The sequence below is a fragment of the Streptomyces sp. NPDC040589 genome, assembly GCF_055594445.1.
In genome coordinates this window covers 13,755-40,017 of record NZ_JBVIWP010000014.1, presented here as the reverse complement: position 1 = coordinate 40,017, position 26,263 = coordinate 13,755, and the positions used below count along the sequence as shown (strand labels likewise).

25 protein-coding genes and 1 pseudogene are annotated in these 26,263 nt (G+C 71.5%); 12 read left to right on the top strand and 14 right to left on the bottom strand.

The window, feature by feature from the left end; genetic code table 11:
• Positions 1 to 7 precede the first annotated feature (7 nt).
• Positions 8 to 694 (bottom strand): response regulator transcription factor, encoded by a 687-nt coding sequence (locus ACZ58V_RS38390; protein WP_189721866.1) that lies wholly within the window; start codon positions 692 to 694, stop codon positions 8 to 10.
• Positions 695 to 983: 289 nt separating this feature from the next.
• Here ACZ58V_RS38390 and ACZ58V_RS38385 point away from each other — a divergent pair, with 289 nt between their 5' ends.
• The 8 genes from ACZ58V_RS38385 to ACZ58V_RS38350 all read left to right on the top strand — a co-directional run bounded on the left by ACZ58V_RS38385 (position 984) and on the right by ACZ58V_RS38350 (position 7,364).
• Positions 984 to 1,760, top strand: coding sequence for an amino acid ABC transporter ATP-binding protein (locus ACZ58V_RS38385; RefSeq protein ID WP_468192406.1), 777 nt, complete (start codon positions 984 to 986; stop codon positions 1,758 to 1,760).
• 79 nt (positions 1,761 to 1,839) lie between these two features.
• Positions 1,840 to 2,679, top strand: coding sequence for a glutamate ABC transporter substrate-binding protein (locus ACZ58V_RS38380; protein WP_468192407.1), 840 nt, complete (start codon positions 1,840 to 1,842; stop codon positions 2,677 to 2,679).
• Positions 2,680 to 2,754: 75 nt separating this feature from the next.
• On the top strand, positions 2,755 to 3,420 hold the full coding sequence (locus ACZ58V_RS38375) for an amino acid ABC transporter permease (RefSeq protein WP_189721869.1): 666 nt from the start codon (positions 2,755 to 2,757) through the stop codon (positions 3,418 to 3,420).
• Positions 3,417 to 4,313 (top strand): amino acid ABC transporter permease, encoded by an 897-nt coding sequence (locus ACZ58V_RS38370; protein WP_468192408.1) that lies wholly within the window; start codon positions 3,417 to 3,419, stop codon positions 4,311 to 4,313. Before ACZ58V_RS38375 ends, ACZ58V_RS38370 begins: the two co-directional genes overlap by 4 nt.
• A 176-nt stretch (positions 4,314 to 4,489) precedes the next feature.
• Positions 4,490 to 6,109: an FAD-dependent monooxygenase gene (locus ACZ58V_RS38365; protein ID WP_471296013.1), complete on the top strand. Its 1,620-nt coding sequence runs from the start codon at positions 4,490 to 4,492 to the stop codon at positions 6,107 to 6,109.
• A gap of 20 nt (positions 6,110 to 6,129) precedes the next feature.
• Positions 6,130 to 6,291: a putative leader peptide gene (locus ACZ58V_RS38360; protein ID WP_471295876.1), complete on the top strand. Its 162-nt coding sequence runs from the start codon at positions 6,130 to 6,132 to the stop codon at positions 6,289 to 6,291.
• Positions 6,292 to 6,387: 96 nt separating this feature from the next.
• Positions 6,388 to 6,942, top strand: a complete 555-nt coding sequence (locus ACZ58V_RS38355) for a cupin domain-containing protein (RefSeq protein WP_471295875.1) — start codon at positions 6,388 to 6,390, stop codon at positions 6,940 to 6,942.
• Positions 6,939 to 7,364: a rhodanese-like domain-containing protein gene (locus tag ACZ58V_RS38350; RefSeq protein ID WP_471295873.1), complete on the top strand. Its 426-nt coding sequence runs from the start codon at positions 6,939 to 6,941 to the stop codon at positions 7,362 to 7,364. Before ACZ58V_RS38355 ends, ACZ58V_RS38350 begins: the two co-directional genes overlap by 4 nt.
• Positions 7,365 to 7,407: 43 nt before the next feature.
• Here the strand turns inward: ACZ58V_RS38350 and recX are convergent, their stop codons facing one another.
• The 4 genes from recX to ACZ58V_RS38330 all read right to left on the bottom strand — a co-directional run bounded on the left by recX (position 7,408) and on the right by ACZ58V_RS38330 (position 11,213).
• Positions 7,408 to 8,244, bottom strand: coding sequence for a recombination regulator RecX (gene recX / locus ACZ58V_RS38345; RefSeq protein WP_468192412.1), 837 nt, complete (start codon positions 8,242 to 8,244; stop codon positions 7,408 to 7,410).
• Between the two features lie 3 nt (positions 8,245 to 8,247).
• Entirely contained in the window at positions 8,248 to 9,375 is a 1,128-nt protein-coding gene (recA, locus tag ACZ58V_RS38340; protein WP_376391325.1) for a recombinase RecA, read from the bottom strand.
• A 237-nt stretch (positions 9,376 to 9,612) separates the two neighbouring features.
• Positions 9,613 to 10,893, bottom strand: a complete 1,281-nt coding sequence (locus ACZ58V_RS38335; protein ID WP_471295871.1) for an AI-2E family transporter — start codon at positions 10,891 to 10,893, stop codon at positions 9,613 to 9,615.
• Positions 10,894 to 11,018: 125 nt separating this feature from the next.
• Positions 11,019 to 11,213, bottom strand: coding sequence for a DUF3046 domain-containing protein (locus tag ACZ58V_RS38330; RefSeq protein ID WP_468192414.1), 195 nt, complete (start codon positions 11,211 to 11,213; stop codon positions 11,019 to 11,021).
• Between the two features lie 80 nt (positions 11,214 to 11,293).
• Between ACZ58V_RS38330 and ACZ58V_RS38325 the strand changes: the two genes are divergently transcribed.
• A complete protein-coding gene (locus ACZ58V_RS38325) occupies positions 11,294 to 12,238 on the top strand; it encodes a hypothetical protein (RefSeq protein ID WP_471295868.1) in 945 nt (314 codons plus the stop codon).
• A gap of 67 nt (positions 12,239 to 12,305) precedes the next feature.
• Here ACZ58V_RS38325 and ACZ58V_RS38320 read toward each other — a convergent pair whose 3' ends face one another.
• The 3 genes and pseudogenes from ACZ58V_RS38320 to ACZ58V_RS38310 all read right to left on the bottom strand — a co-directional run.
• Positions 12,306 to 12,617 (bottom strand): AzlD domain-containing protein, encoded by a 312-nt coding sequence (locus ACZ58V_RS38320; protein ID WP_468192423.1) that lies wholly within the window; start codon positions 12,615 to 12,617, stop codon positions 12,306 to 12,308.
• Positions 12,614 to 13,348, bottom strand: a complete 735-nt coding sequence (locus ACZ58V_RS38315; RefSeq protein WP_471295867.1) for an AzlC family ABC transporter permease — start codon at positions 13,346 to 13,348, stop codon at positions 12,614 to 12,616. Before ACZ58V_RS38315 ends, ACZ58V_RS38320 begins: the two co-directional genes overlap by 4 nt.
• Positions 13,258 to 14,202, bottom strand: a pseudogene (locus ACZ58V_RS38310) (AraC family transcriptional regulator); the annotation flags it as partial. The gene ACZ58V_RS38315 and the pseudogene ACZ58V_RS38310, both read right to left, overlap by 91 nt.
• A 125-nt stretch (positions 14,203 to 14,327) precedes the next feature.
• On the opposite strand from ACZ58V_RS38310, the gene ACZ58V_RS38305 reads away from it, so the two are divergent.
• Genes ACZ58V_RS38305 through ACZ58V_RS38295 form a run of 3 tightly spaced genes read left to right on the top strand, consistent with a single transcriptional unit; the run spans position 14,328 to position 20,930 of the window.
• Entirely contained in the window at positions 14,328 to 19,253 is a 4,926-nt protein-coding gene (locus ACZ58V_RS38305) for an ATP-dependent helicase (RefSeq protein WP_471295865.1), read from the top strand.
• Between the two features lie 49 nt (positions 19,254 to 19,302).
• On the top strand, positions 19,303 to 20,133 hold the full coding sequence (locus tag ACZ58V_RS38300) for an Fpg/Nei family DNA glycosylase (protein WP_468192426.1): 831 nt from the start codon (positions 19,303 to 19,305) through the stop codon (positions 20,131 to 20,133).
• 32 nt (positions 20,134 to 20,165) lie between these two features.
• Positions 20,166 to 20,930: an SDR family NAD(P)-dependent oxidoreductase gene (locus ACZ58V_RS38295; protein WP_468192427.1), complete on the top strand. Its 765-nt coding sequence runs from the start codon at positions 20,166 to 20,168 to the stop codon at positions 20,928 to 20,930.
• Between the two features lie 417 nt (positions 20,931 to 21,347).
• Here the strand turns inward: ACZ58V_RS38295 and ACZ58V_RS38290 are convergent, their stop codons facing one another.
• The 6 genes from ACZ58V_RS38290 to ACZ58V_RS38265 all read right to left on the bottom strand — a co-directional run bounded on the left by ACZ58V_RS38290 (position 21,348) and on the right by ACZ58V_RS38265 (position 26,221).
• Complete coding sequence (locus ACZ58V_RS38290) at positions 21,348 to 21,818, bottom strand: Dps family protein (protein WP_468192429.1); 471 nt, start codon at positions 21,816 to 21,818, stop codon at positions 21,348 to 21,350.
• A gap of 228 nt (positions 21,819 to 22,046) precedes the next feature.
• Positions 22,047 to 22,427 carry a helix-turn-helix domain-containing protein gene (locus ACZ58V_RS38285; protein WP_003993396.1) on the bottom strand — a complete coding sequence of 127 codons (381 nt, stop codon included), beginning with the start codon at positions 22,425 to 22,427 and terminating at the stop codon, positions 22,047 to 22,049.
• A 109-nt stretch (positions 22,428 to 22,536) separates the two neighbouring features.
• Entirely contained in the window at positions 22,537 to 22,959 is a 423-nt protein-coding gene (locus tag ACZ58V_RS38280) for a CinA family protein (protein ID WP_471295861.1), read from the bottom strand.
• Positions 22,956 to 23,804, bottom strand: coding sequence for a CDP-diacylglycerol--glycerol-3-phosphate 3-phosphatidyltransferase (gene pgsA / locus ACZ58V_RS38275; protein WP_471295859.1), 849 nt, complete (start codon positions 23,802 to 23,804; stop codon positions 22,956 to 22,958). Before pgsA ends, ACZ58V_RS38280 begins: the two co-directional genes overlap by 4 nt.
• On the bottom strand, positions 23,801 to 25,279 hold the full coding sequence (gene rimO, locus ACZ58V_RS38270) for a 30S ribosomal protein S12 methylthiotransferase RimO (protein WP_468192434.1): 1,479 nt from the start codon (positions 25,277 to 25,279) through the stop codon (positions 23,801 to 23,803). Before rimO ends, pgsA begins: the two co-directional genes overlap by 4 nt.
• 93 nt (positions 25,280 to 25,372) lie before the next feature.
• Positions 25,373 to 26,221 (bottom strand): helix-turn-helix domain-containing protein, encoded by an 849-nt coding sequence (locus ACZ58V_RS38265; protein ID WP_468192436.1) that lies wholly within the window; start codon positions 26,219 to 26,221, stop codon positions 25,373 to 25,375.
• Positions 26,222 to 26,263: the final 42 nt, after the last annotated feature.

Here is a 26,263-nt window from a genome sequence, read left to right as displayed (position 1 = left end):
GGCCCCGCTATCCGGCAGGCGCGACGAGCCGGTAGCCGACGCCGCGTACGGTCTCGATGAGGGCCGGCATGCGCAGCTTGGCGCGCAGGGACGCGACATGCACCTCCAGGGTGCGCCCGGTCCCCTCCCAGCTGGTCCGCCACACCTCGCTGATGATCTGCTCCCGGCGGAAGACCACCCCGGGCCGCTGCGCGAGCAGGGCCAGCAGGTCGAACTCCTTGCGGGTCAGCTGGACCACCGACCCGTCGACGCTGACCCGGCGTGTGGGCAGCTCTATGTGCACGGGCCCGAGGCGCAGCTCGGTCTCGATGCCGCTGGAGGTGTCCTCGTGGGAGGTGCGCCGGCTCACGGCGTGGATGCGGGCGAGCAGTTCCCCGGTGTCGTACGGCTTCACCACGTAGTCGTCGGCGCCGAGGTTGAGGCCGTGGATGCGGGAGCGGACGTCGGAGCGCGCGGTGACCATGATCACCGGGGTGGCGGTGCGTTTGCGGATCTTGCCACAGACCTCGTACCCGTCCTGGTCGGGCAGGCCGAGGTCGAGGAGGACGACACCGAAGCAGTCGCTCTCGGGGACGAGTGCCTGGAGGGCCTCCTCACCGCTGCGTGCGTGCGTGACGTCGAACCCGTGCCGTGCCAGGACCGCCGACAGGGCGGCGGCGACATGGTTGTCGTCCTCGACGAGCAGCAGTCTCATCCGGGCCCCCTTCGGTTCACTGGCCGTACGATCTGTCTGTGTACAAGAAATGCGTGCACGCGCGCGTGCACGCATTGCAGTCACGCTGATGGATGAGGACGGCGTCAAGAGGGTTCCGGTTGCGGAGAGCTTCCGTTACCCGGCCGATATGAGCGCTGCTCACAAGTGCTACGACACGTGTCCGATTGCTATCGGATCGTGATGCTCAGATTCCCCTCAGATGTAATGACGCAGGTCGTAGAGGGTTACTACTGTCCTCCGAAACCGAGGAGGACGGAGCCTGAGAGCGATGACCGAAGTATCGGTGGCCAAGGAAGATGTGGCCGCGACCGGCGAACTGGTCGTCCTGAAGAGCGTCAACAAGCACTTCGGCGCGTTGCACGTACTCCAGGACATCGACCTGACGATCGCCCGCGGTGAAGTCGTCGTGGTCATCGGACCCTCCGGGTCCGGTAAGTCCACCCTGTGCCGCACCATCAACCGCCTGGAGACGACCGACTCCGGCTCGATCACGATCGACGGCAAGCCGCTGCCCCACGAGGGCAAGGAGCTGGCCCGGCTGCGGGCCGACGTCGGAATGGTCTTCCAGTCCTTCAACCTCTTCGCGCACAAGACCGTGCTCGAGAACGTGATGCTCGGCCAGATCAAGGTCCGCAAGAAGGACAAGAAGGCGGCCGAGGAGCGGGCTCGGGCCCTGCTCGACCGGGTCGGCGTGGGCGCGCAGGCCGAGAAGTACCCCGCACAGCTCTCCGGCGGCCAGCAGCAGCGCGTCGCGATCGCGCGGGCGCTGGCCATGGAGCCGAAGGTCATGCTCTTCGACGAGCCGACCTCCGCGCTCGACCCCGAGATGATCAACGAGGTGCTGGAGGTCATGCAGCAGCTCGCCCGCGACGGCATGACCATGATCGTCGTCACCCACGAGATGGGCTTCGCACGATCGGCCGCGAACCGCGTGGTGTTCATGGCGGACGGCCGAATCGTCGAAGAGGCTGCGCCCGACCAGTTCTTCAGCAACCCGCGTAGTGACCGTGCCAAGGACTTCCTGTCGAAGATCCTGCACCACTGACGGCGCACTCCGCGCGCGACGCGACCGGCGTCGCCGCCCTGCCGACCCGCATCTCTTCACCAGCCAAAGGATGTTCATCATGAAGCTCCGCAAGGTCACCGCCGCCTCGGCCACCGTGTTCGCCCTCGCCCTCACCGCCACCGCCTGCGGCGGCGACAACAGCACGGGCGGCGACTCCGGCTCCGACGGTGGCAAGACGATCACCGTCGGCATCAAGTTCGACCAGCCCGGCCTCGGCCAGAAGACGCCGCAGGGCTACGCCGGCTTCGACGTCGACGTCGCCACGTACGTCGCGAAGAAGCTCGGTTACAACGCGGACCAGATCGAGTGGAAGGAAGCGAAGAGCGCCGACCGCGAGACCATGCTGCAGCGTGGTGACGTCGACTTCATCGCCGCGACCTACTCGATCACCCCGGAGCGCCAGGAGAAGGTCGACTTCGCCGGCCCGTACCTGCTGGCCCACCAGGACGTGCTGGTCCGCGCCGACGACAACAAGATCAAGTCGCCGAAGGACCTGAACAACGCCAAGCTCTGCTCGGTGACCGGCTCCACCTCCGCGCAGAACGTGAAGGACAAGCTGGCGCCGAAGGCTCAGCTGCAGCCGTACCCGACGTACTCCGCCTGTCTGCCGGGTCTGCAGAACGGTGCCGTCGACGCGCTGACCACCGACGACTCCATCCTCGCGGGTTACGCCGCCCAGTCGCAGTTCAAGGGCAAGTTCAAGCTCGGCGGCTTCAAGCTGACCAACGAGAACTACGGCATCGGTGTCAAGAAGGGCAGCGACCTCAAGGCCGACATCAACAAGGCCCTCGAGGCCATGGTCGCCGACGGCGCCTGGCAGAAGGCCGTGGACAAGAACCTCGGCCCGGCCAACTACAAGAACGAGCCCGCGCCGAAGATCGGCGACATCAAGAGCTGAGGCAGCGCCTGACGGGTGCGCCGCCCCGCGGGGCGGCGCACCGGGGCATCCCTATACGCGGAAGCGCGGGAGATCGTGTTCGACTTTCTCAAGGATTACGACCTGCTGGGAGCCTTCTGGACGACAGTGCAACTCGCTGCGCTGTCCGCCGTCGGCTCTCTCATCTGGGGCACCATGCTGGCCGCCATGCGCGTGGGCCCGGTGCCGCTGATGCGCGGTTTCGGGACCGCGTACGTGAACACCGTGCGGAACATCCCGCTGACCGTCATCATTCTGTTCACGTCGCTGGGCCTGAACCAGACGCTGGGTGTCTCCCTCGGCGCCGATGACGTCGAGACGATCAACTTCCGGCTGGCCGTCCTGGGCCTGATCTTCTACACCTCGTCCTTCGTGTGCGAGGCGCTGCGTTCCGGCATCAACACGGTGCCGGTCGGGCAGGCGGAGGCGGCTCGGGCGATCGGTCTCAGCTTCCGCCAGGTGCTGGGTCTGGTCGTGCTGCCGCAGGCGTTCCGTTCGTCGGTCGTCCCGCTGGCCAACGTGCTGATCGCCCTCATCAAGAACACCACGGTCGCGGCCGCCATCGGTGTCGCCGAGGCGGCGGTGCTGATGAAGGAGATGATCGAGAACGAGGCCCAGCTGCTGCTGATCGCGGCGATCATCGCGTTCGGCTTCGTGGTTCTGACGCTGCCGACCGGTCTGATCCTCGGTTGGGTGGGCAAGAAGGTGGCGGTGAAGCGATGAGCTCCGTTCTGTACGACGCCCAGGGCCCTCGCGCCAAGCGGCGCAACGCCGTCCTCACGGTGGTCTTCGTGGCCGCCGCCGCGGCCCTGCTGTGGTGGGTGTTCGGCACCCTCAAGGACAAGGGCCAGCTGGAATGGGCCCTGTGGGAGCCGTTCTTCTCCGGCAGCGAGGCCTGGTCCACCTACATCTGGCCGGGTCTGCTGAACACGCTGAAGGCCGCCGCCCTGGCGGTGATCATCGCGATGCCGCTCGGCGCGGTTCTGGGCATCGCCCGCCTCTCGGACCACGTGTGGGTCCGGGTTCCGGCAGCGGTCGTGGTCGAGTTCTTCCGGTCCATCCCCGTGCTGGTCCTGATGATCTTCGGTCTCGCCCTGTTCGCCGAGTACACCAACGTCAGCTCCGACGACCGTCCGCTCTACGCGGTCGTCACCGGCCTGGTGCTGTACAACGCGTCCGTCCTCGCAGAGATCGTCCGGGCGGGCATCCTGGCCCTGCCCAAGGGCCAGGCCGAGGCGGCGCAGGCGATCGGCCTGCGCAAGGGGCAGCTGATGCGCCTGATCCTCCTGCCGCAGGCGGTCACCGCGATGCTCCCGGCCATCGTGAGCCAGCTCGTCGTCATCGTGAAGGACACCGCGCTCGGCGGCGCCGTCCTCACCTACTCCGAGCTGCTCTCCTCGGCGAACACGATGAGCGGCTACTACGGCGCGAACGTCATCGCCAGCTTCACGGTCGTGGCCGTCATCTTCATCGCGCTCAACTTCGCCCTCACGTCGTTCGCGAGCTGGCTCGAGCGCCGGCTGCGGCAGGCCAAGAAGTCGACGGGAGCGGTCGTGGGCGCGAACGACGCACAGATCGCCGGCACCACCGGGACCGGCACCGGAGGCACCGTCTGACACTCGGTCAACCCGGATGACATACTCAGGGGCAGTGGCATGATCGCCACTGCCCCTGGTCACTTGACGCAAGCACCGGCAATGGGTTGCATACGTTCTGTGATCGTGCACCCTGCTCCGACTTCGTGTTCACCTACGTCCCTCAGGACGTCACCACGGGCAGGGGGCGCCGCGCCGTGGACCCGGTGATCGTCGTCGGAGCGGGGCCCGTCGGGCTCACGCTCGCCCTGGCGCTGGCGCGTCAGGAGGTGCCGTGCGTCGTCCTGGACGAGGGGCCGGGCAAGGACGAACCCCGTGCGTCGCGCACCGTGGTCCTCCGCGAGGACACCACCGCCCTCATCGAACGGCTCACCGGCGTTCCGATGGACCGGGTCGGCGCCCACTGGGCCGGATGGCGGTCGGTGCGGCGCAAGCAGGTGATGCGCGAGGTCTTTTTCGACGGCACCGAGCCCGTCCCGCTGCACATCGCCCAGCACGTGCTGACCGACGTCCTGCGCGCGGCCCTCGCGGGCGAACCGCTCGTCAAGATCGCCGTGGAGAGCCGGCTCGACGGCATGGAGCAGGAGTCCTCGGGCGTCACGGCCCACACACGCGGCCCCAAGGGCACATGGTGGCGCGGCAGTTACCTGGTCGGCTGCGACGGCCCCCGCTCGACCGTACGCAAGCTCCAGGACATCCGCTTCCCCGGCCGTACGGCGGTGGAACGTCACGCCGTCGCGGCCCTGCGGACGGAACTGCCCTGGTACAACGAGGCGTTGCTGCACCGCATGCCGCCGTGGCGCATGTCGGGTCCCTCGGCCGGCGAGGTCACCGCGCGCCCCCTTCCGGACGGCGTCTGGCGTCTGGACTGGCTCCTGCCGCCCGGAAAGGACCTGGTCACACCCGAGCTGCTGCTGACCCGCATCCGGGAGACCCTGGCGGGTTGGTCGGGCGGCACGACCCCGCCGTACGAACTCCTGGACACCGGTGTCCACACCGTCCACCACCGGCTGGCCCGCCGCTGGCGCGCCGACCGCGTCTTCCTCGCGGGGGACGCGGCGCACCTCCACGGCTCACTGGGCACGCACGGGCTGGACGAGGGCCTGCGGGACGCCGACAACCTCGCCTGGAAACTGGCCCTGGCCTGGCACCACGGACCGCACGAGGCGCTCCTCGACAGCTACCAGACCGAACGCCGGGCGATCGTGGCGGCCCGGCTCCGCGCAGCCGACCAGGCCCTGCCCCTGCTGCGCGGCGGCGGAGGCCTGCGCTCCTACGTCCCCGGCTCGGCCCGGGGCCACGACTCGCTCCTCACGGACGGCCATCTGGGGCACGGCCAGCTGGGCGCGCCGGGGGCGTACGCCGACTCGCCGCTCGCTCCGCCACCCCTCGAAGGAGAGGTCCCGGTCCGGACATCGCCCGGCTCGCCGGTCATCGACGTACGGGTCACCGCGGAGGACGGCACCTTCGTCCGGCTGCGGGACCGGCTCGGCCGCGGCGCGCTGCTCGTCGTGCTGATCGCCCCTGGCACGGGCGTGTGGGAGCGCCGGCACTGGGTGAGCGCCGGCATCATGCCCCAGCTCGCCGCCGCGGTCATGGCGCTGCCGCACCACGCCGAGCTGCTGGTCGCCGAGAGCTATCCCGGCGCTGCCGCGCACACGGTGCTCCTGGTACGCCCCGACGGCCATCTCGTGACCGCGCTGGGCGGAGTGCGCCCGGCCGATCTGTACACGGCGGCCGAGGCCGCGCTGGGCGGACCGGCCAAGGTGCAGGCACAGGCACAGGCACAGGCCGGTGCCTCGGCCGGTTCGCGCTGACCTCGGGTGCCGGAGGGGACGTGCTCTCTGTCACAGTGCGTCCGCATGGTGACAGTGAGTTGACCGGCTCGGACGATCGTGGTGTACTCCGGTGCGTGACCGACACCTGTGTGCGCCTGTGGCGGAGGGTCCATATGGATCTCCTCCGCTATGCGGGCTGCGTGTGTCGCCCGTCCTGCTGACTTCGCATCCCTCTTTCCTTCGCGCGCGCCGCGCTCTCCACGCCGGCCGACGCGCCTCCCGTGCGAACCCGCATCAGGACCTCCAGGACGGCACCCGTGTCTGTATCCCCCTCCGCATCCCCTTCCCCTGTCTCCACTTCAGTCTCCTCCGCCTCTTCCGGGCCCACCCAGGCCGACCTCTTCGACTTCGTCCGGCGCACGGCGGCCGACACCGAGCTGATCGACTCCCTGCCGCTCGACCCGGAAGGCCGCACCTGGGTGCGGCTGGAGGGGCCCGGCGGCAGCGAGGCCTGGCTGATCGGCTGGCCGCCCGGCACGGGCACCGGCTGGCACGACCACGCCGAGTCCGTCGGCGCCTTTCTGACCGCGTCGGGCGAGCTCAAGGAGAACTCGCTCGCCGCGCGGCTGCCCGCCGACGGCTGGAAGACCCTGGAACTCTCCCACGGTGTGGACCGGGAACGCCGGCTGTCGTCCGGTCAGGGCCGCGCCTTCGGCCGGCACCACGTGCACGAGGTGCTCAACGAGTCCCCCGAGCAGCACGCGATCTCCGTCCACGCCTACTACCCGCCCCTGCCGCAGATCCGCCGCTACAGCCGCAGCGGGCCGATCCTGCGGCTCGAGCAGGTCGAGCGGCCGGAGGACTGGCAGTGAGCGCCATACACGAGTCGGCGAGCGGCAGCGGCGGTGTCCAACCTCCCGTCGGCATCGACGAGTTGCTGGAACGTGTCCGCGCGGGCTACGAGCGGATCGAGCCGCCGCAGGCGTACGAGGCCGCCGAGGCGGGTGACGCGCTGCTGGTGGACATCCGCTACGCGGCGCTGCGCGAGCGAGACGGCCTCATCCCCGGCGCGCTCGTCGTCGAGCGCAACGAGCTGGAGTGGCGTCTCGACCCGCAGGGCAGCCACCGGGCCGCCGAGGCCACGAGCCACTCCCTGCGTGTCGTCGTGATCTGCAACGAGGGCTACGCCTCCAGCCTGGCGGCTCAGTCCCTGCACCAGTTGGGCCTGCACCGGGCCACCGACCTGGTCGGCGGGTTCCAGGCCTGGAAGGCGTCAGGGCTTCCGGTCGTGTGATCACGGCGGAGCATCCGAACGGCTCGTCCCGGAAGCGCAGATCTCAGAACTGCTCGTCCCCGAGAAAGTCCGGGTCCTCGCCCTCCTCCTCCAGCGCCTGCCGGACCACGCGCAAGGCCATGCCCTCGGAGTAGCCCTTGCGGGCGAGCATGCCCGCGAGGCGGCGGAGTCGCTTGTCGCGGTCGAGCCCACGGGTGGAGCGGAGCTTGCGCGCGACGAGGTCACGCGCGGTCTCCTCTTCCTGCTCGGGCTCGAGCTGGGAGACGGCCTCGTCGATCAGCGTGGAGTCGACGCCCTTGGTCCGCAGCTCGCGGGCGAGCGCACGCCGCGCCAGCCCCCGGCCGCGGTGGCGGGACTCCACCCAGGCGTCCGCGAAGGCGCTGTCGTTGATGAGGCCGACCTCTTCGAACCTCGACAGCACCTCCTCGGCGGCGTCGTCCGGGATCTGCCGCTTGCGCAGGGCGTCGGCGAGTTGCCTGCGGGTCCGCGGGGTCCCGGTGAGCAGGCGCAGGCAGATCGCCCGAGCCTGCTCGACCGGGTCCCCTGGAGGCTCTCCCTGCTCGGCCCTCGACGAGGAGGGGGAGCCTCCGTCTTCGGTAATCACCTCACCGAAGCCCTGCCGGCGACGTCCACGCCCACGACGCGCCCCGCCGTCACGCGAGCCGTCCCTGCGTGAGCCGCCTCCGCGTGCGCCCGTGCCGGGTGGGTCGCCGCCCCGGGAGCCGCCCCCGTACGGCCCCTCGCCCTCCCCGTACGGCCCGTCGGTCCCGTACCCGCCGTCACCGTCCACGGCCGAGCCCGCGTCGTCTCCGGTGCCCCTCCCCCGTGGGGCACCGGAGGCGGCGTACTCGTACTCCGCCCAGTCGGTTCGTCGTGTCACGGGTCAGCTCTTGGCTGCGGCGGCCTTGGACTTGGCGGTCTTGGCCGCTGCCGGGGCGGGCACCGCGGGCGCGGCGTCGGCCGGAGCGGCGGAGACTGCGGCGTCCGTGCCCGGCTCGGCGGCCGGCTCCTCGGGGCGCACGCCGACGCCCAGCTTCTCCTTGATCTTCTTCTCGATCTCGTTGGCCAGGTCGGGGTTGTCCTTCAGGAAGTTGCGCGCGTTCTCCTTGCCCTGGCCGAGCTGGTCGCCCTCGTACGTGTACCAGGCGCCGGCCTTGCGGACGAAGCCGTGCTCCACGCCCATGTCGATCAGGCCGCCCTCGCGGCTGATGCCCTGGCCGTAGAGGATGTCGAACTCGGCCTGCTTGAAGGGCGGCGCGACCTTGTTCTTGACGACCTTGCAGCGGGTGCGGTTGCCGACCGCGTCGGTGCCGTCCTTCAGGGTCTCGATGCGGCGGATGTCGATGCGCACCGAGGCGTAGAACTTCAGCGCCCGGCCACCGGTCGTGGTCTCCGGGGAGCCGAACATCACGCCGATCTTCTCGCGGAGCTGGTTGATGAAGATCGCGGTGGTCTTGGACTGGTTGAGCGCGCTGGTGATCTTCCGCAGGGCCTGGCTCATCAGGCGGGCCTGCAGACCCACGTGGCTGTCGCCCATCTCGCCCTCGATCTCCGCGCGCGGGACGAGCGCGGCGACGGAGTCGATGACGATGAGGTCGAGGGCGCCGGAGCGGACCAGCATGTCCACGATCTCCAGGGCCTGCTCGCCGTTGTCCGGCTGGGACAGGATCAGGTTGTCGATGTCGACGCCGAGCTTCTGCGCGTACTCGGGGTCGAGGGCGTGCTCCGCGTCGACGAAGGCGACCTGGCCGCCGGACTTCTGCGCGTTCGCCACCGCGTGCAGGGTCAGGGTCGTCTTGCCCGAGGACTCCGGGCCGTAGATCTCCACGACACGGCCACGCGGCAGGCCGCCCACGCCGAGGGCCACGTCGAGGGCGGTCGACCCGGTCGAGATGACCTCGATGGGCTCCTTCGTCCGGTCACCCATGCGCATGACCGCGCCCTTGCCGAATTGCCGTTCAATCTGTGCGAGTGCGGCATCCAGGGCCTTCTCGCGGTCGGTTCCTGCCATGGGTTCCACCCGATTTGCTTGAGTCGATCGCTTCACGTCAAAGACGCTAACGCCTGCCACTGACAATGCGCCCCGACGCACGTCCGGCCTGTGGATAACTCGGGCACTTCCCTACCCAAAGTACGTCGAAATGCTCGCCGTTGAGCCGTGCCGGAGACTCCATGAGAATGGATGTTCGATTTTGGTGTCAAGCGCACCACGCGGCACACCCGGGACCGAGCGGGGCCGACGACGAGATCAGGCGGAGCCCTGCCCTGGCCCTCCGCCCGCCGGGCCCTCCGGCCGTTCCGCCCCTGGCCGGCGTGCCCACAGCTGCCTCGTGCGCGCTATCAGGCCCGGCCCCGCACCCCGCCAGCGATGGCCGTGCACGCGCGGGTCGTCCGTGACGTCGTAGCGCTTCACGTACGCCCCCAGGAAGGCCTGGAGCGTGGCGATGGCGGGGATGGCGATCAGCGCGCCGACGGCGCCGAGGAGCGCGGTGCCCGCGATGACCGAGCCGAAGGCGACCGCGGGGTGGATGTCGACGGTCTTCGAGGTCAGCTTGGGCTGCAGCACGTAGTTCTCGAACTGCTGGTAGACCACGACGAAGATCAGCACCCACAGCGCGTACCAGGGATCCACCGTGAACGCGATCAGCATGGGCAGGGCGCCCGCGAGATACGTGCCGATGGTGGGGATGAACTGCGACACCAGCCCCACCCACACCGCGAGCACGGGCGCGTAGGGCACGCCCAGTATCTGCAGCAGGACGAAGTGCGCCGCGCCGGAGATCAGCGCCATCAGGCCGCGCGAGTAGATGTAGCCGCCGGTCTTGTTCACGGCGATCTCCCAGGCGCGCAGTACCTCGGCCTGGCGGGCGGGCGGCAGGACGGAGCAGAGCGCGCGGCGCAGTCGCGGGCCGTCCGCGGCGAAGTAGAACGAGAACAGCCCGATCGTCAGCAGCTGGAAGAGGCCCCCGAGGACCTGGGCGGACACGTCCAGGACGCCCGTGGCGCTGTTCTGCACGTAGTTGCGCAGCCAGTCGGAGCGGAGCACGCCCTCCTGGATGTCCACGCGCTTCAGGTCGGTCTTGAAGTGTGTGTTGATCCAGTGGATCACGGAGTCGAGGTACGCCGGGAAGCCCTCGATCATCTTGATGATCTGGTCCGCGAGGATGGAACCGAGCAGCGTGACGAAACCCGCCGACACGATCACCACGCCGATGAAGACGACGAACGCGGCCAGTCCTCTGCGCATGCCGCGCGAGGCCATCCAGCTCACCGCCGGTTCGATGGCGAGCGCCAGGAAGAACGCGATGAGGATGTTGATCAGCAGGCCGGTGACCTGGTGAAAGGCCCAGCTGCCCAGCTGGAACGCGGCGACGAGGGCGAGCGCGAGCACCATGGCACGCGGCAGCCAGCGCGGCATGCGGCCGTTCGGCCCGGCGGTTCCGCCGGCGGCGGGGGGCCCGGTCGGCGGCGTCGTACCGAAGGGGGAGGACTGCTGGGTTTCCTGCCCGGTCTCGTCAGTGGGTGCCACGGACCAAGTCTCACCCACGCCACCGACAGCCGTCTGCCCGCCTGCGATCTTCGTGACCCGTCAGCGTTCCGCGCGGCCGCTCGACCGTCCGCCGCGACCGGTCGAGGCCCTCGGCGCCGGGTCGGTCAGCGCCTTTCCCGGGGCACGTCCATCACCGAGCAGACCACCTGCCAGACTTCCTTGGCGTCCCAGCCGGCGTCCAGCGCCTCGTGCACGGTGCGCCCGCCGAGCTCCGTCATCACGTGATCGCGCGCGAAGGTGTCGGCGTAGCCCGGACCGAAGTGCTCCGCCATTCGCTGCCAGAAGACCGTCAACCGCATGACTCCAGTATCCCGCCCCTGGGGGTGGGCCTGAGCCAGGACCGCCTGCCGGCGCCGCTTTCCGCCCTACGGTCTGACCCATGGCCGAAACAGGAGCTTCCACACTCCCCCCGACGCCCCCGCCGCACAGCCCTGTCACGCGCGCGGAGCGCTTCGTCTGGCTCACCGCGCGCGTGCTGGAGCAGCGCCTCTTCGCCCACCACTTCCATGGCGCCTCCGCGGACCCGGTGGAGACGGCGCTGGACGCCTACCGCAACGAGGACGGCGGGTACGGCCACGCACTGGAGCCCGATCTGCGCGGCCCGGCCAGCCGGCCGCTGCACACCGCCCACGCCCTGCGCGTCCTGGACGCCGTGGCGCGCTGCGCCGGCCAGCGCGTGGAACGCATCTGCCGCTACCTGACGTCCGTCTCCTCGGCGGACGGCGCGCTCCCGGCGATCCATCCCGGCTGGCGCGACTGTCCTACGGATCCCTTCGTGCCGGTCGTGGCCGACCCGCCCGGCGACCTCCTGGCCACCGGGCCGGTGGTGGGGCTCCTGCACCGCAACGAGGTCTGGCACGCCTGGCTGTTCCGGGCCACGGACTTCTGCTGGCAGGCGGTCGAGTCCCTGGAGAAGTCGCACCCGTACGAGATCGAGGCCGCCGTGACCTTCCTGGACTCCGCCCCCGACCGCCCGCGCGCGGAGGCGGCCGCCGACCGCCTGGGCCGCCTGGTACGCGCACACGGCCTCGTGGCCCTGGACCCCGACAAGCCGGACGCGTACCCCGTCTCCCCCGGCTACGCCGCCGGCGAGCACCACTTTCCCTACGATTACGCGAGGACGCCGCGCTCCCTCGCGCGCGCGTGGTTCACGGACGACGAGATGACCCGCTCCCTGGACCACCTCGCGGCCCAGCAGCAGGACGACGGCGGCTGGCCCGTCCGATGGCGCCACTGGGCCCCGGCCCCCGTCCTGGAGGCCCGCCCGGTCGTGACGATCGAGGCCCTGCGCACCCTCAGTGCCTACGGCCGCACCATCGACTGATCACCACGCGCCCCATGGCCCGCACCTCGACTGATCACCACGCGCCCATGACCCGCACCTCGACTGATCACCACGCCCCCATGGCCCGCACCCCCGCGGTCACCACCACGGCCGCCGCGACGACGAGCAGGAACGGGGCGCGCAGCATCAGGGCCACAGCCGCCGCTCCGAGCCCGGCGGCCCGCGCGTCCAGCACCAGCGCCTGCCCGTCGGCGAAGGTCTGCTGGGCCGTGAGGGCCGCGAGCAGCGCGACGGGCAGCAACGCGGCAAGACGCTTGACGACGGGCCGCTCCAGGGCTCCGGCCGGCACCAGCAGCCCGGCCAGCTTGACGGCGTAGCACCCGAGGACGGTCACAACGATGGCGATCCAGACGTTCACGCCTCGTCCTCCCGGGAAGCGGGCGCACCCCTGCGCCGGCCGTCCGCCCACAGGACGACCGGCGCCGCCAGCGCGGCCAGCAGCACCGGCACCCCGGCGGGCAGTACGGGCAGCAGCCCGAGCCCCAGCAGCACGGCCAGCCCGGCGACGGCCCGCTCGGTGCCGGTCTTCAGCATCGGCGCGAGCAGGGCCAGGAACACCGCGGGCCCCGCGGCGTCCAGCCCCCACGCGTCGGTGTCCCCGATGGCCTCGGCGCCCAGGGCGCCGAGCAGCGTGGTGAGGTTCCACAGGACGTACAGGGTCAGCCCGGTCACGAAGAACCCGATCCGCGCGGCGCGCCGCGTGGGCTGAGCCAGCGCGACGGCGGCCGTCTCGTCGATCACCCACTGGGCGGCGAACGGCCGCACCGCGCGCGGGAGGGCCAGCAACTGCGACAGCCGCAGGCCGTAGAAGGCGTTCCGCACACCCAGGAAGAAGGCCCCGGCAGCCGCCGTGAACGGACTGCCTCCCGCCGCGAGCGCGCCCACCAGGGCGAACTGGGACGCCCCGGTGAACACCAGAAGACTGAGCGCGCACGTCTGCATCAGCGTGAGTCCGCTGCCGGCCGACGTCACTCCGAAGGCGAACCCGGACAGCCCGACGGCCACCCCGACGCCCAGTGCGTCCCGTACGACGGCCCGGTCCTCTTTCGCACCGGTCCCTGTATCTCTGAGAGCTGTCCGATCCACCACGCCCCGCACGCTACGAGCAGCCGCTACCGCAGGTCTTGTACGTTCTTGCGCTCCCGCTGATACGCCCCCGGCGGCACCCCGACCATCCGGCTGAAGTGCCGGTTGAGATGCGGCTGGTCGGTGAACCCCACGGCCACGGCAACCTCGGAGGGCGCCGTCCCGAGGTCCAGCAGCCGTCGCGCCCGCCGGACTCGCGCATCCGTGAGCCACGCGTGCGGAGGCATCCCGTAGGCGTCCCGAAACGCCCGCAGCAGAGCGAACGGACTGGCCCCCAGATCAGCCGCCAGCTGCTCCAGGGTCGGCGGCCGCGCCATCCGCTCCTCCAGCACCCCGCGCGCGCGTGCCGCGATCCGGGTCCCGGCCGTCCGCACCTCACGCCGCGGCATGGGCCCACCGTTCAGCCGCAGCAACCTGGTCACAGCGACCCGCAGCAGCGTGTCAGCGGCCAGGGCGTTGCCCTCGTCGGCGGCCCGCAGCACCTGGTGCACCAGACCGGCGGCGTACGGATCGTCCACCACCGGACTGACGAAGCCCGGCGTCCCCCGCAGCGCCGTCGTCTCGGCCGCGATCTCCGCCACCACGTCGACCGACGGATACACGGCCCCGTACCGCCACCCCTCGGGCACACCGGCCCGCCCGGTGTGCGGAGTATCGGGATTCACCAGCGCGAGGGCCCCTGCCCCGGCGTACTGATCACCCCCACCGTGGTGGAACACCTCCACCCCGTCGGCGATGGCGGCGATCACGAAGTTCTCGTGCGTATGCCGGACGAACGTCTTCCGCACGTACCGGGCCCGCAGCAGATCCACCCCGGGCAGCTCGTCGTACTGCCAGTGCCGCGCGCGCTCTGTCATACCGTCATTGTCCGCCACCCCGCCCGTGGCTCCCTGGCCCCCGTCTCCGGCCCCCGCGACGCTGAGGCCCCCAGGCCAGACCGCCGCAGGGCCCCGTTGTCAGTGCCGAGGTGCACGATGGACGCATGCCCAGCAATGCGCACCGAGCCCTGGACGGCTTCTCCCCCGCGACCCGCGCCTGGTTCACGGGTGCCTTCCCCGCGCCCACCACCGCCCAGGCCGGCGCGTGGCAGGCCATCCACGAGGGCTCCGACGTGCTGGTCGTCGCCCCCACCGGTTCAGGCAAGACCCTGGCCGCCTTCCTGGCCGCCCTGGACCAGCTCGCCTCGACTCCTCCCCCCGCCGATCCCAAGAAGCGCTGCCGGGTCCTGTACGTCTCGCCCCTGAAGGCCCTGGCCGTGGACGTCGAGCGCAACCTCCGCAGCCCCCTGACCGGCATCCGCCAGGAATCCGTACGGATGGGCCTGCCCGAGCCCGAGGTCAAGGTGGGAATCCGCTCGGGCGACACCCCGCCGGCCGAGCGCCGCTCCCTGGCCACCCGCCCGCCGGACATCCTGATCACGACCCCCGAGTCGCTGTTCCTGATGCTGACCTCGGCCACGCGCGACGCGCTGACCGGCATCGAGACGGTGATCCTCGACGAGGTGCACGCGGTCGCCGGCACCAAGCGCGGCGCCCATCTGGCACTCTCCCTGGAGCGGCTGGACGACCTCCTGCCGAAGCCGGCCCGCCGCATCGGCCTCTCCGCGACGGTCCGCCCGGTCGACGAGGTGGCCCGCTTCCTCTCGCCCCAGCGCAAGGTGGAGATCGTCCAGCCGGAGTCGGGCAAGGAGTTCGACCTGTCCGTGGTCGTCCCGGTCGAGGACCTGGGCGAGCTGGGCGGCTCCCCGGTGGCGGACGGCTCGGAGGGCGCCGAGCGCCCGTCGATCTGGCCGCACGTCGAGGAGCGGATCGCCGACCTCGTGCAGTCCCACCGCTCCACGATCGTCTTCGCGAACTCCCGCCGCCTCGCGGAGCGCCTGTGCAACCGCCTGAACGAGATCGCGTACGAGCGGGCCACGGGCGAGCCTCTCGACGAGCACCACTCCCCCGCCGAGCTGATGGGCGGCTCGGGAGCCGCCCAGGGCGCGCCCCAGGTCATCGCCCGCGCCCACCATGGCTCGGTCTCCAAGGAACAGCGCGCCCTGGTCGAGGAGGACCTCAAGGCGGGCCGGCTGCCCGCGGTGGTCGCCACGTCCAGCCTGGAGCTGGGCATCGACATGGGCGCGGTGGACCTGGTCGTCCAGGTCGAATCCCCGCCCTCGGTCGCCTCCGGCCTCCAGCGCGTGGGCCGCGCGGGCCACCAGGTGGGCGCGGTCTCCACCGGCGTCGTCTTCCCCAAGTACCGAGGCGACCTGGTCCAGGCTGCGGTGGTCACCGAGCGCATGCGCACCGGCGCCATCGAGTCCCTGAGGGTCCCGGCCAACCCCCTGGACGTCCTGGCCCAGCAGGTCGTCGCCATGACGGCCCTGGACACCTGGCAGTTCGACGACCTGCTGGCAGCCGTCCGCCGGGCCGCCCCCTTCGCCTCACTGCCCGAGTCCGCCTTCACGGCGGTGCTCGACATGCTCGCCGGCCGCTACCCGTCCGACGCCTTCGCCGAGCTGCGCCCGCGCGTGGTGTGGGACCGCGTCACCGGCGAGATCACCGGCCGCCCCGGCGCACAGCGCCTTGCCGTCACCTCCGGCGGCACGATCCCCGACCGCGGCCTCTTCGGTGTCTTCCTCGCGGGCGCCGACCCCAAGAAGGGCGGCGGCCGGGTCGGCGAGCTCGACGAGGAGATGGTCTACGAGTCCCGCGTCGGCGACGTCTTCACGCTCGGCACGAGTTCCTGGCGCATCGAGGACATCACCCGCGACCGCGTCCTGGTCTCCCCCGCCCCGGGCGTGCCGGGCCGGCTGCCCTTCTGGAAGGGCGACCAGCTGGGCCGCCCGCTCGAACTGGGCCGGGCGCTGGGCACGTTCCTGCGCGAGGTCGGTTCACTGCCCAAGGACGACGCCCGCCTCCGCCTCGTCGCCGCGGGCCTGGACGCCTGGGCCGCGGACAACGTGCTCTCGTACCTGGAGGAGCAGCGGGAGGCCTGCGGCCATGTCCCGGACGACCGGACGATCGTCGTGGAGCGCTTCCGCGACGAGCTCGGCGACTGGCGGGTGGTGGTGCACTCCCCCTTCGGCGCCCAGGTGCACGCCCCGTGGGCGCTCGCGCTCGGCGCCAAGCTCTCCGAGCGGTACGGCATGGACGCGCAGGTCATGCACGCCGACGACGGCATCGTGCTGCGCCTGCCGGACGCCGATCTGATGAGCCTGGACCTGCTGGACCAGGAACCGGTCAAGACGGGCCGGGAGTACGACGCCGAACAGGCCCCCGTGGGCGCGGCCGACGTCGTCTTCGACAAGGGCGAGGTCGACCAGGTCGTCACCGACCAGGTCGGCAGCTCGGCCCTGTTCGCGTCCCGCTTCCGGGAGTGCGCCGCCCGCGCGCTGCTCCTGCCGCGCCGCAACCCCGGCAAGCGCACGCCCTTGTGGCAACAGCGGCAGCGCGCCTCCCAGCTGCTGCAGGTGGCCAGCGAGTTCGGCTCGTTCCCGATCGTCCTGGAGGCGGTCCGCGAGTGCCTCCAGGACGTCTTCGACGTTCCCGGGCTCGTCGAACTGATGGGCGACCTGGAGTCGCGCAAGGTGCGCCTCGTCGAGGTCACCACCGCCGAACCGTCTCCCTTCGCGCGTTCCCTCCTCTTCGGCTATGTCGCCCAGTTCCTGTACGAGGGCGACTCCCCGCTCGCCGAGCGCCGCGCCGCCGCCCTGTCTCTGGACTCCCGGCTGCTGGCCGAGCTGCTGGGCCAGGCGGAGCTGCGTGAGCTGCTCGACGCGGAGGTGCTGACCGAGCTGGAGCGCGAGCTGCAGTGGCTCACCGAGGACCGCCGCGCCAAGGACGCCGAAGGCGTCGCGGACCTCCTCCGCCTCCTCGGCCCGCTCACGGATACGGAACTGGCCGAGCGGGGCGCCGAACCCCAGTGGGCTCAGGAGCTGGCCGGTGCCCGCCGTGCCATCCGGGTCCGGATCGCGGGCGGAGACCACTGGGCGGCGATCGAGGACGCGGGCCGGCTGCGCGACGCCCTGGGCACGGCCCTGCCGGTCGGTGTCCCGGAAGCGTTCACCGAGCCCGTCAAGGACCCGCTCGGCGACCTCCTCGCGCGCCACGCCCGCACCCACGGCCCGTTCACCTCGACCACGGCGGCGGCCCGCTTCGGCCTGGGGGTGGCCGTCACCGAGGGCGCCCTCCAGCGGCTCGCCGCGGCGGGCAGGATCGTCCAGGGCGAGTTCCACCCGGCCGGGATCGGCCAGGAGTGGTGCGACGCGGCCGTGCTGCGCCGACTGCGCCGCCGCTCCCTGGCCGCCCTGCGGCACGAGCTGGAGCCGGTGGCGCCCTCCGCGCTCGCCCAGTTCCTCCCGCAGTGGCAGCACATCGGCAAGGGGCACTCCCTGCGCGGCATCGACGGGCTGGTGCGCGCCATCGAGCAGGTGCAGGGCGCGTCCGTGCCGGCCTCCGCCCTGGAGAAGCTCGTCCTGCCCTCCCGGGTCGCGAACTACAGCCCGGGGATGCTGGACGAGCTCACCGCCGCCGGCGAAGTGGTGTGGGCCGGGGCCGGCTCGCTCCCCGGCAAGGACGGCTGGGTCTCCCTCTACCTGGCGGACGCGGCCCCCCTGCTCCTGCCGCCCCCGCACCCCTTGGAGCTGACCGCCCTCCACCAGTCCGTCCTGGACACCCTCTCCGGCGGCTACGGCCTGTTCTTCCGCCAGATCGCCGACCAGGTCCGCGCCACCACCCACCCCGACGCCACCGATCCCCAGCTGGCCGACGTGCTCTGGGACCTGGCCTGGTCCGGCCGTCTGACGAACGACACGCTCACCCCCATGCGCTCCCTGCTCGGGTCGGGCCGTACGGCCGGCTCCACCGCCCACCGCGCCAAGCGCGCGGTCCCGCGCGGCCGGTACGGCTCCCTGACGGCCGCGGCCCGTCCCGCCGCGTCCCGCTCCGGTCCGCCGACCGTCGCCGGCCGCTGGTCCCTGCTCCCGTCCCACGAGCCGGACCCCACGGTGCGCGCCCACGCCCTCGCCCGCACCCTCCTCGACCGGCACGGCGTGGTGACCAGGGGCGCGGTCTCGGCGGAGGGCGTCGAGGGCGGGTTCTCGGCGACGTACCGCGTCCTGTCCGTCTTCGAGGAGAGCGGCCAGGCCCGCCGCGGCTATGTGGTGGAGGGGCTCGGCGCGGCTCAGTTCGCGATGGACGGCGCCGTGGACCGCCTGCGCGCGGTGTCCAACGCCCGCGACCGCGGCGAAGACCTGCCCGGGCCTCCTCCGGGCCCCGACCTCGATCCGTTTCCCGCCCACGACTTCGCCGAGCTGGACGACGCGCCCCGCTCCAACGGCCACACCGACACCCCCGGCCCCGACGGTTTCCCCGACTTCGGCCCCGCCCACGACGCCCTGGCACCCCAGCCGTTCCCGGGCGACTACGTCTCGCCTCGCGACTACCCCCCGCAGGCCGCCCCGCCCTGGCAGAACGGCGGACGCGCGGCGTACGACGCCGGCTTCCCGGGCCGCCGTACCCGCCCGGACCCCTCGTCCAGGGCCGTCGTCCTCGCCGCCGCCGATCCGGCGAACGCGTACGGCGCCGCCCTGCCCTGGCCGGAGCCCCCGACCGGCGCCGGGCACAAGCCGGGCCGCAAGGCGGGCTCCCTGGTGGTGCTCGTCGAGGGCGAGCTGACGCTCTACATGGAGCGCGGCGGCAAGACCCTGCTGGCCTGGGCCGCCGACCCGGACGGCGCCCCCACCGACGACCCCCGCCTGCGCGCCGCGGCGGAGGCACTCGCCGCAGCCGCCCGCGCGGGCACCCTCGGCACGGTCACCGTGGAGCGGGTCAACGGCACCCAGGCCCTGACCTCCCCCATCGGCACCCTCCTGGAAGGAGCGGGCTTCATCGCGACCCCCCGCGGACTCCGCCTCCGAGCCTGACCTCACCACTCCCGGCGCACCCGCGAACGCCCCGTGCCACCCTTGACCCATGCCCGAAGGCGACACGGTCTGGCAGACCGCGAAGCGGCTGCACGGCGCCCTCGCGGGCAAAGTGCTGACCCGCAGCGACCTGCGGGTGCCCCGTTTCGCCACGGCCGACCTCACGGGCCGTACGGTCCTCGACGTCACCCCGCGCGGCAAGCACCTCCTGACCCGAGTGGAGGGCGGCCTGACGCTCCACTCCCATCTGCGGATGGACGGCTCCTGGAAGGTCTACGCGAACGGCCGGCGCTGGAGCGGCGGCCCCGGCCACCAGATCCGCGCGATCCTCGCGAACGCCGACAGCACAGCCGTCGGCTACCGCCTCCCCGTCCTGGAACTGCTGCGCACCACCGACGAGCACCGCGCGGTGGGCCACCTCGGCCCGGACCTCCTCGGTCCGGACTGGGACTCCGACCGGGCCCTCGCCCAGGTCCTCCAGGACCCCGCCCGCCCCCTCGGCGAGGCCCTGCTCGACCAGCGCAACCTCGCCGGCATCGGCAATGTCTACAAGAGCGAGCTCTGCTTCCTGCTCGGCGTCACCCCCTGGCTCCCCGTGGGCGACCTGCCCCTGGAACGCGCCGCGAAGCTGCCCGCGCTGGCCAAGAAGCTGCTGGAGACCAACCGCGACCGCCTGGTCCGCAACACGACGGGCCGCCGCGGCCAGGACCTCTTCGTCTACGGCCGGGCTCCCCGCCCCTGCCTGCGCTGCCGCACGCCCCTCCGCGTCGCCGACCAGGGCGACGGCTCCCGCGAACGTCCCACCTACTGGTGTCCCACCTGCCAGCCGGGCCCCGCCCCCGCCCCGTCCAGACGCATCCGGCCCGACCCAAGTAATTGACGACCCGTCAGTTCCGCTCGTACGGTCCCTACATGCCCGTCACGGCGTACGACCTCACCGGCCGCACCGTGTTCGTCACCGGGGCCGCGAGCGGCATCGGCCGCGCCTCGGCCCTCCTGCTCGCCGAGGCGGGCGCGACCGTGCACTGCGCGGACCGCGACACCGAGGGCCTGCACGAGACGGCGACCCTGATCAAGAACACCGGCGGCACCGCTCACCCGCACCCCCTCGACGTCACCGACCGCTCGCAGCTGAGGCAGGCCATCACCTCCTGCGAACGCCTGGACGCCCTGGCCGCGATCGCCGGCATCATGCACAGCAGCCCCGTGCTGGAGACCCGGGACGAGGACCTCGACCGGGTGCTCGCCGTGAACTTCAAGGGCGTGCTGTACGCCTGCCAGGAGGCGGCCCGTCTGATGACCGCCACCGGCACCCGGGGCAGCATCGTCACCATGGCCTCGGGCGCCGTCGACACCGGCGGCCCCGGGCTGCTCTGCTACGGCGCGGCGAAGGCGGCGGTGGTCCAGCTGACGAAGACCCTCGCGACGGAGGTCGGCCGGCACGGCATCCGCGTCAACGCGGTCGCTCCCGGCTGGATCCGTACGCCGATGACCGACCGCCACGACAGCGAGGCCCAGACGCGCACGGAGTCCGTCATGGCCCGCATGTCACCCCTGGGCCGGGTGGGCGAACCCGAGGACATCGCGCACGCGGTCCTACACCTGGCATCCGACGCCTCGGCCTTCACCACAGGCCAGATTCTCCGCCCGAACGGGGGTGTGGCGATGCCGTGGTAGCACGCGTCCCGCGTTCACCCCATGCGTGTCCCGCGATCCCCCCGCACCCCCCAGGCCCTCCGCCACCGCCCCGAACCGACCACCCCGCTCGCCCGCCCCTTCGGCACACAGTGCACCGGCAGCACGCTCAACCCCCACCCCCCGGCCGCGACCGCCGCCTCCAGCGCCCCGGCCCCCGGCACGACCGCCAGCCGGAGCACGGCCCACCACCACAGCACCCCCAGCCCGAGCACGGCCCCGCGGACCCCCCAGCCCCAGTCCCCCCAGCGCCCTATCCCCGCCATGGCCGCCACCTCCAGCCCGACGCTATTCGGCCGCTCGGACCCACGGGCAGGGCGCACCCACGGCACACAGGCGCACCGCGCACCACTCGAAGCCGGGCGGCATCGCGCCCGGCCGGCTCGTCACCGGGTTCCGTCACCCGTTCTCGGCCTGGAACATCCAGTGATGCTTCTCCAGGTCGGCGGTGATCCCGATGAAGATGTCCTGGCTCACCGGGTCCGGCTCGCCGGTCGCCTCGATCCGCTCACGCATCCGCGCGATCACCGCGCCCAGCGCCTCTACGAGCGCCCCCACGGCGGTCGTGTCATCGACCCACCCTTCAGGGGTCACGCCGATTCCACTGCCGACGGCCACCGTCGCGGCACGTCCGTCGGGCGAGACACCGAGCGCCGCGGCGCGCTCCGCCACGGTGTCGGAGTACTTCCGCGCGGTGTCGACGACCTCGTCGAGCTGGAGATGCACGGAGCGGAAGCGCGGTCCCACCACGTTCCAGTGGATCTGCTTCGCCACGAGGGCGAGATCCACCAGGTCGACCAGGGCGCCTTGCAGCGCCTCCGACACTGTCTTCAGGCTCGCGTCGGACAACGGGCTCTTCACGACGTACATCCGCACCTCCGTGGACTGCCCCCCGCCATCCCCTCAACGATGACCGCCATACGCCACACCGGCAAACGCACACGAAACGGTCAGCCGACGCCATGGACTGCCCGCGCACAAGCAAAGACCCCGGGCGGACACCCCTCCGGATCTCCCGGAGAGGCCCGGCCGGGGCCTCAGCTCACTTCTCAGCGCCTCGTCGGCGCCGTTCGTTTCATGCCGCGTACGCGAGAACGCTCACGCGGCGACGACGTCCACCGCCTCGGCGGGCGCCTTGATGGTCACCCGTTCCGGTGGCACACCGGTCACCGAAACGGAACCCAGCATCGGGCGAACCGGCGTGGGTACAGGCTCGCTGGGGGTGGCCGCAGCAGACTGGGCCAGCTCGGCGAGGGCGAGCTCGTCGCTCACTTCCCGCATGAGCTCGGACATCCGTACGTCCAACGCGTCGCAGATGGCGGAGAGCAGCTCGGAGGAAGCCTCCTTCTGCCCCCGCTCCACCTCGGAGAGATAGCCGAGTGAGACTCGGGCGGACGAGGAGACTTCGCGCAGAGTACGGCCCTGGCGCTGGCGCTGCCGACGCAGCACGTCACCCAGCAGGCGACGGAGCAGAATCATCGGTGGCTCCCTCCTCGGACCGCGTAGCCGCATCCATTACGCCCCACCGTACCGCCTTGCGCCGCGGCCGTGCGGGGAGCGATGTCGTGTTCACTCAGGGCTGCAAACATCAAAACCCCCCGTTCCGTTCCGTATCCTGTGTCCGCTCATTCCCAGTCTGTTCGCCCGCAAGCTCCTTCAGGAGCAGTGCGAGTACGCTCCGTACACTCTCTCTACGAATTTCCTCGCGGTCGCCGTTCAACCGCAGAGCCTCCACTTTTCCGCCGCCGGCAGAACCGGAATCGAGCCCGAAGGGCCCGTTCACGGCGACGAGGGCCGCCCCGACGGCCCGTTCGCCCTGCGGCTCGGGACACGCGATACCGGTGGTCACACCGGTGGGGCGGGCGGTCACGGAGCCCCGGAAGCCCTGGGACGCACTGGGAGCGGATGTGACCTCCGCCGCGACGAGGCCACCGGTCGGCGACTCCGCGACGGCGAGCGTCCCGCTCTTCACCGTGAGTGATCGCACCACGTCAGTGGCCGTGGAACTCACGCTTCCTTCTCCTCCAACGCGGCCTTGCGCTCGGCGATTCCCTGCCTGCGCAGCACAATGGCCTGTTTCACATAGTCGAGCCCGGTCACCACGGTCAGAACGACCGCCGCGGCCATCACCCACCACCTCAGGGTGGCCAGCCACCCCGTCAGCGCCAGCACATACATGCCCACGGCCACGCCCTGGGTGAGGGTCTTGAGCTTGCCTCCGCGGCTGGCCGGGATGACGCCGTACCGGATGACGATGAAACGCAGCAGGGTGACCCCGAGTTCCCGCCCGAGGATGAGGCCGGTCACCCACCAGGGCAGATCCCCGAGCGCGGACAGACAGATCAGCGCCGCCCCCATGATCGCTTTGTCGGCGATGGGGTCGGCGATCTTCCCAAAGTCCGTGACCAGGTTGTACGTGCGCGCCAGATGACCGTCGAAGATGTCCGTGATCATGGCGATGGCGAAGGCCGCCCAGGCGAGGGCCCGCCACGCCGGGTCGTATCCGCCGTCCGCGAGCATCAGCGCCACGAAGGCCGGTACGAGGACCAGCCGGAGCATGGTCAGGAGGTTGGCGATGTTCCAGACACTGGCCTGGTTGACGGCCGCTGCCGTCAGCTTCCCGCCCCGCGCGCTCTTCTCCTCGCCCTGGGCGTCGACGCCGGCGCCGTCCGAGCCCTCACCGACGACAGCCCCGCTGCCACCCGCACCGTGCCCCGTACCGGACGCCCCGCCCTCAGCCGACCGCGCGGCCGTACGGCTGACCGCCGACCCGGACACCTTCCCCGAGGCCGCGCCGGACGCGGCCCTCCTCGCGCCGGAGGCGCCTCCCGCCGCGGCTGCCGGGACACCGGTCATCTGCCCGCCTCCTCACTCCACGCAGGCGACGCGAACGAGCCCTGCAGGGGCTCGGCCACCAGGTCGACACCCTCCGTACCGACCACCTTCGCCTCGACCATACGACCGCTACGGAGCCCCGCGCCGCTCGTGAGCTGCACCTGGCCGTCCGTCTCGGGCGCCTGGTGCGCGGCGCGGCCGTACACGCCCTCCTCGTCGACGGACTCGACGAGCACGTGCACCGTCTGTCCGACGCGCTCCTCGGCGCGCTGCGAGACGAGTTCCTCGGCCAGCCGCGAGACCCGGGCCAGCCGCTCGGCGACCACGTCCTCGTCGAGCTTGTTCTCGTAGGTCGCCGCCTCGGTGCCCTCCTCGTCGGAGTAACCGAAGACGCCGATGGCGTCCAGCCGCGCGCCGTCGAGGAACCGCTCCAGTTCGGCGAGGTCGGCCTCGCTCTCGCCGGGGAAGCCGACGATGAAGTTGGAGCGCACACCGGCCTCGGGCGCCTTGCTCCGGATGGTGTCGAGCAGTTCCAGGAAGCGGTCGGTGTCGCCGAAGCGGCGCATCGCGCGCAGCACACCGGGTGCGGAGTGCTGGAAGGAGAGGTCGAAGTAGGGCGCGACCTTCGGGGTCGACGTCAGGACGTCGATCAGGCCGGGCCGCATCTCCGCGGGCTGGAGGTAGCTCACCCGGACCCGCTCGATGCCGTCGACCTCGGCCAGCTCGGGCAGCAGCGACTCCAGCAGCCGGATGTCGCCCAGGTCCTTGCCGTAGGAGGTGTTGTTCTCGGAGACCAGCATGATCTCCTTCACGCCCTGCTCGGCCAGCCAGCGCGTCTCGTTCAGCACGTCGCTCGGGCGGCGGGAGATGAAGGAGCCGCGGAAGGACGGGATGGCGCAGAAGGAGCACCGCCGGTCGCAGCCGGAGGCGAGCTTCACGGAGGCCACCGGGGCGCCGTCCAGACGGCGGCGCAGGGGCGCGCGGGGACCGGAGGCCGGAGCGAGGCCTTCCGGAAGGTCGGCCGGGGCGTGCCCGGGCAGCGCGACCTCGGCGGCGGACTCCTGTCGCTGCGCGGGGCTGATCGGCAGCAGCTTGCGCCGGTCGCGCGGGGTGTGCGAGGCGTGGATGCCGCCGTTGAGGATGGTCTGGAGCCGGTCCGAGATGTCCGTGTAGTCGTCGAAACCGAGCACGCCGTCGGCCTCGGGGAGCGCCGAGGCGAGTTCCTTGCCGTACCGCTCGGCCATGCAGCCCACCGCCACCACGGCCTGGGTTCTGCCATGCCCCTTGAGGTCGTTGGCCTCCAGGAGGGCGTCGACGGAGTCCTTCTTGGCGGCCTCGACGAAGCCGCAGGTGTTCACGACGGCGACGTCCGCGTCCTCGGCGGCTTCCACGAGCTGCCAGCCGTCCGCCTCCAAACGGCCTGCGAGCTCCTCGGAGTCCACCTCGTTACGGGCGCAGCCAAGGGTGACCAATGCGACGGTACGGCGTTCAGGCATGGGCTCAAGAGTACTTCGTCCCGCTGACACCCCACGTCGACGGGGTTGGCCGATCACGGCCAACCCCGTACGTCGGACACCCCTTCGGCGCGGTCACCCGGCCTCGGGGTCGCCCTTCGTGTACGTGAGACGTTCCACGGAGCCGGGCTGGAAGTCGTCCTCGATCTTCTTGCCGTTGACGAAGAGGTCGATCGCGCCGGCGTCCCCGAGGACGAGGTGCACCTTCGAGCTGTCCTGGAAGGTCTTGGAATCGCCCTGTTTGAGGACACCGTCGAAGATCATCCGGCCGTTGTGGTCCTTGGCGGCGATCCAGCTGCGGCCGTCGGCGGCGGCCACCCGGACCGTCACCTTGTCCTGAGGCGCGGCCGCGATGGCGCTGTCGGAGGGTTCGGGCTTGGGTTCGGCGGGCTTCTTGGACTTGGTGGTCGGGGAGGCGGACGCACCGGGCGTGGAGCCCTCGGCCACATTGGCCTCGCCGGCGCTGTCGTCGCCGCCCTGGAACATGGTGAACCCGACGAAGCCGATCACGACGACGATCGCGGCGACCATGGCCGCGGTCCAGTTGGGCCCCCGCCGCTCGGGACGGATACGTTCCGCCTCGAACAGGGGAGCTGCCGGGGTCGGTGCCGGACGTCCGCCGTGCGTGTCGCCGTACTGGGCGAGCAGCGGCGCGGGGTCGAGGTGGACGGCCTTGGCCAGGGTCCTGATGTGCCCGCGGGCGTAGACGTCCCCGCCGCAGGCGGTGAAGTCGTCCGCCTCGATGGCGTGCACGATGTTCATGCGGACCCGGGTGGCGCTACTGATGTCGTCGACGGTCAGTCCGGCGGCGATACGTGCCTGCTGCAGGACACGGCCGATGGAGGGGCGGGCTTCCTCGCGGTCGTCTTCGACGCGCTCGTCTTCGAACGGACGCTCGTCTTCAGGGGAGTTGCCGATGGACACGGGGGCGCCTTTCGAGCGTGTAGCCGCCTGTGCTGGAAGTTC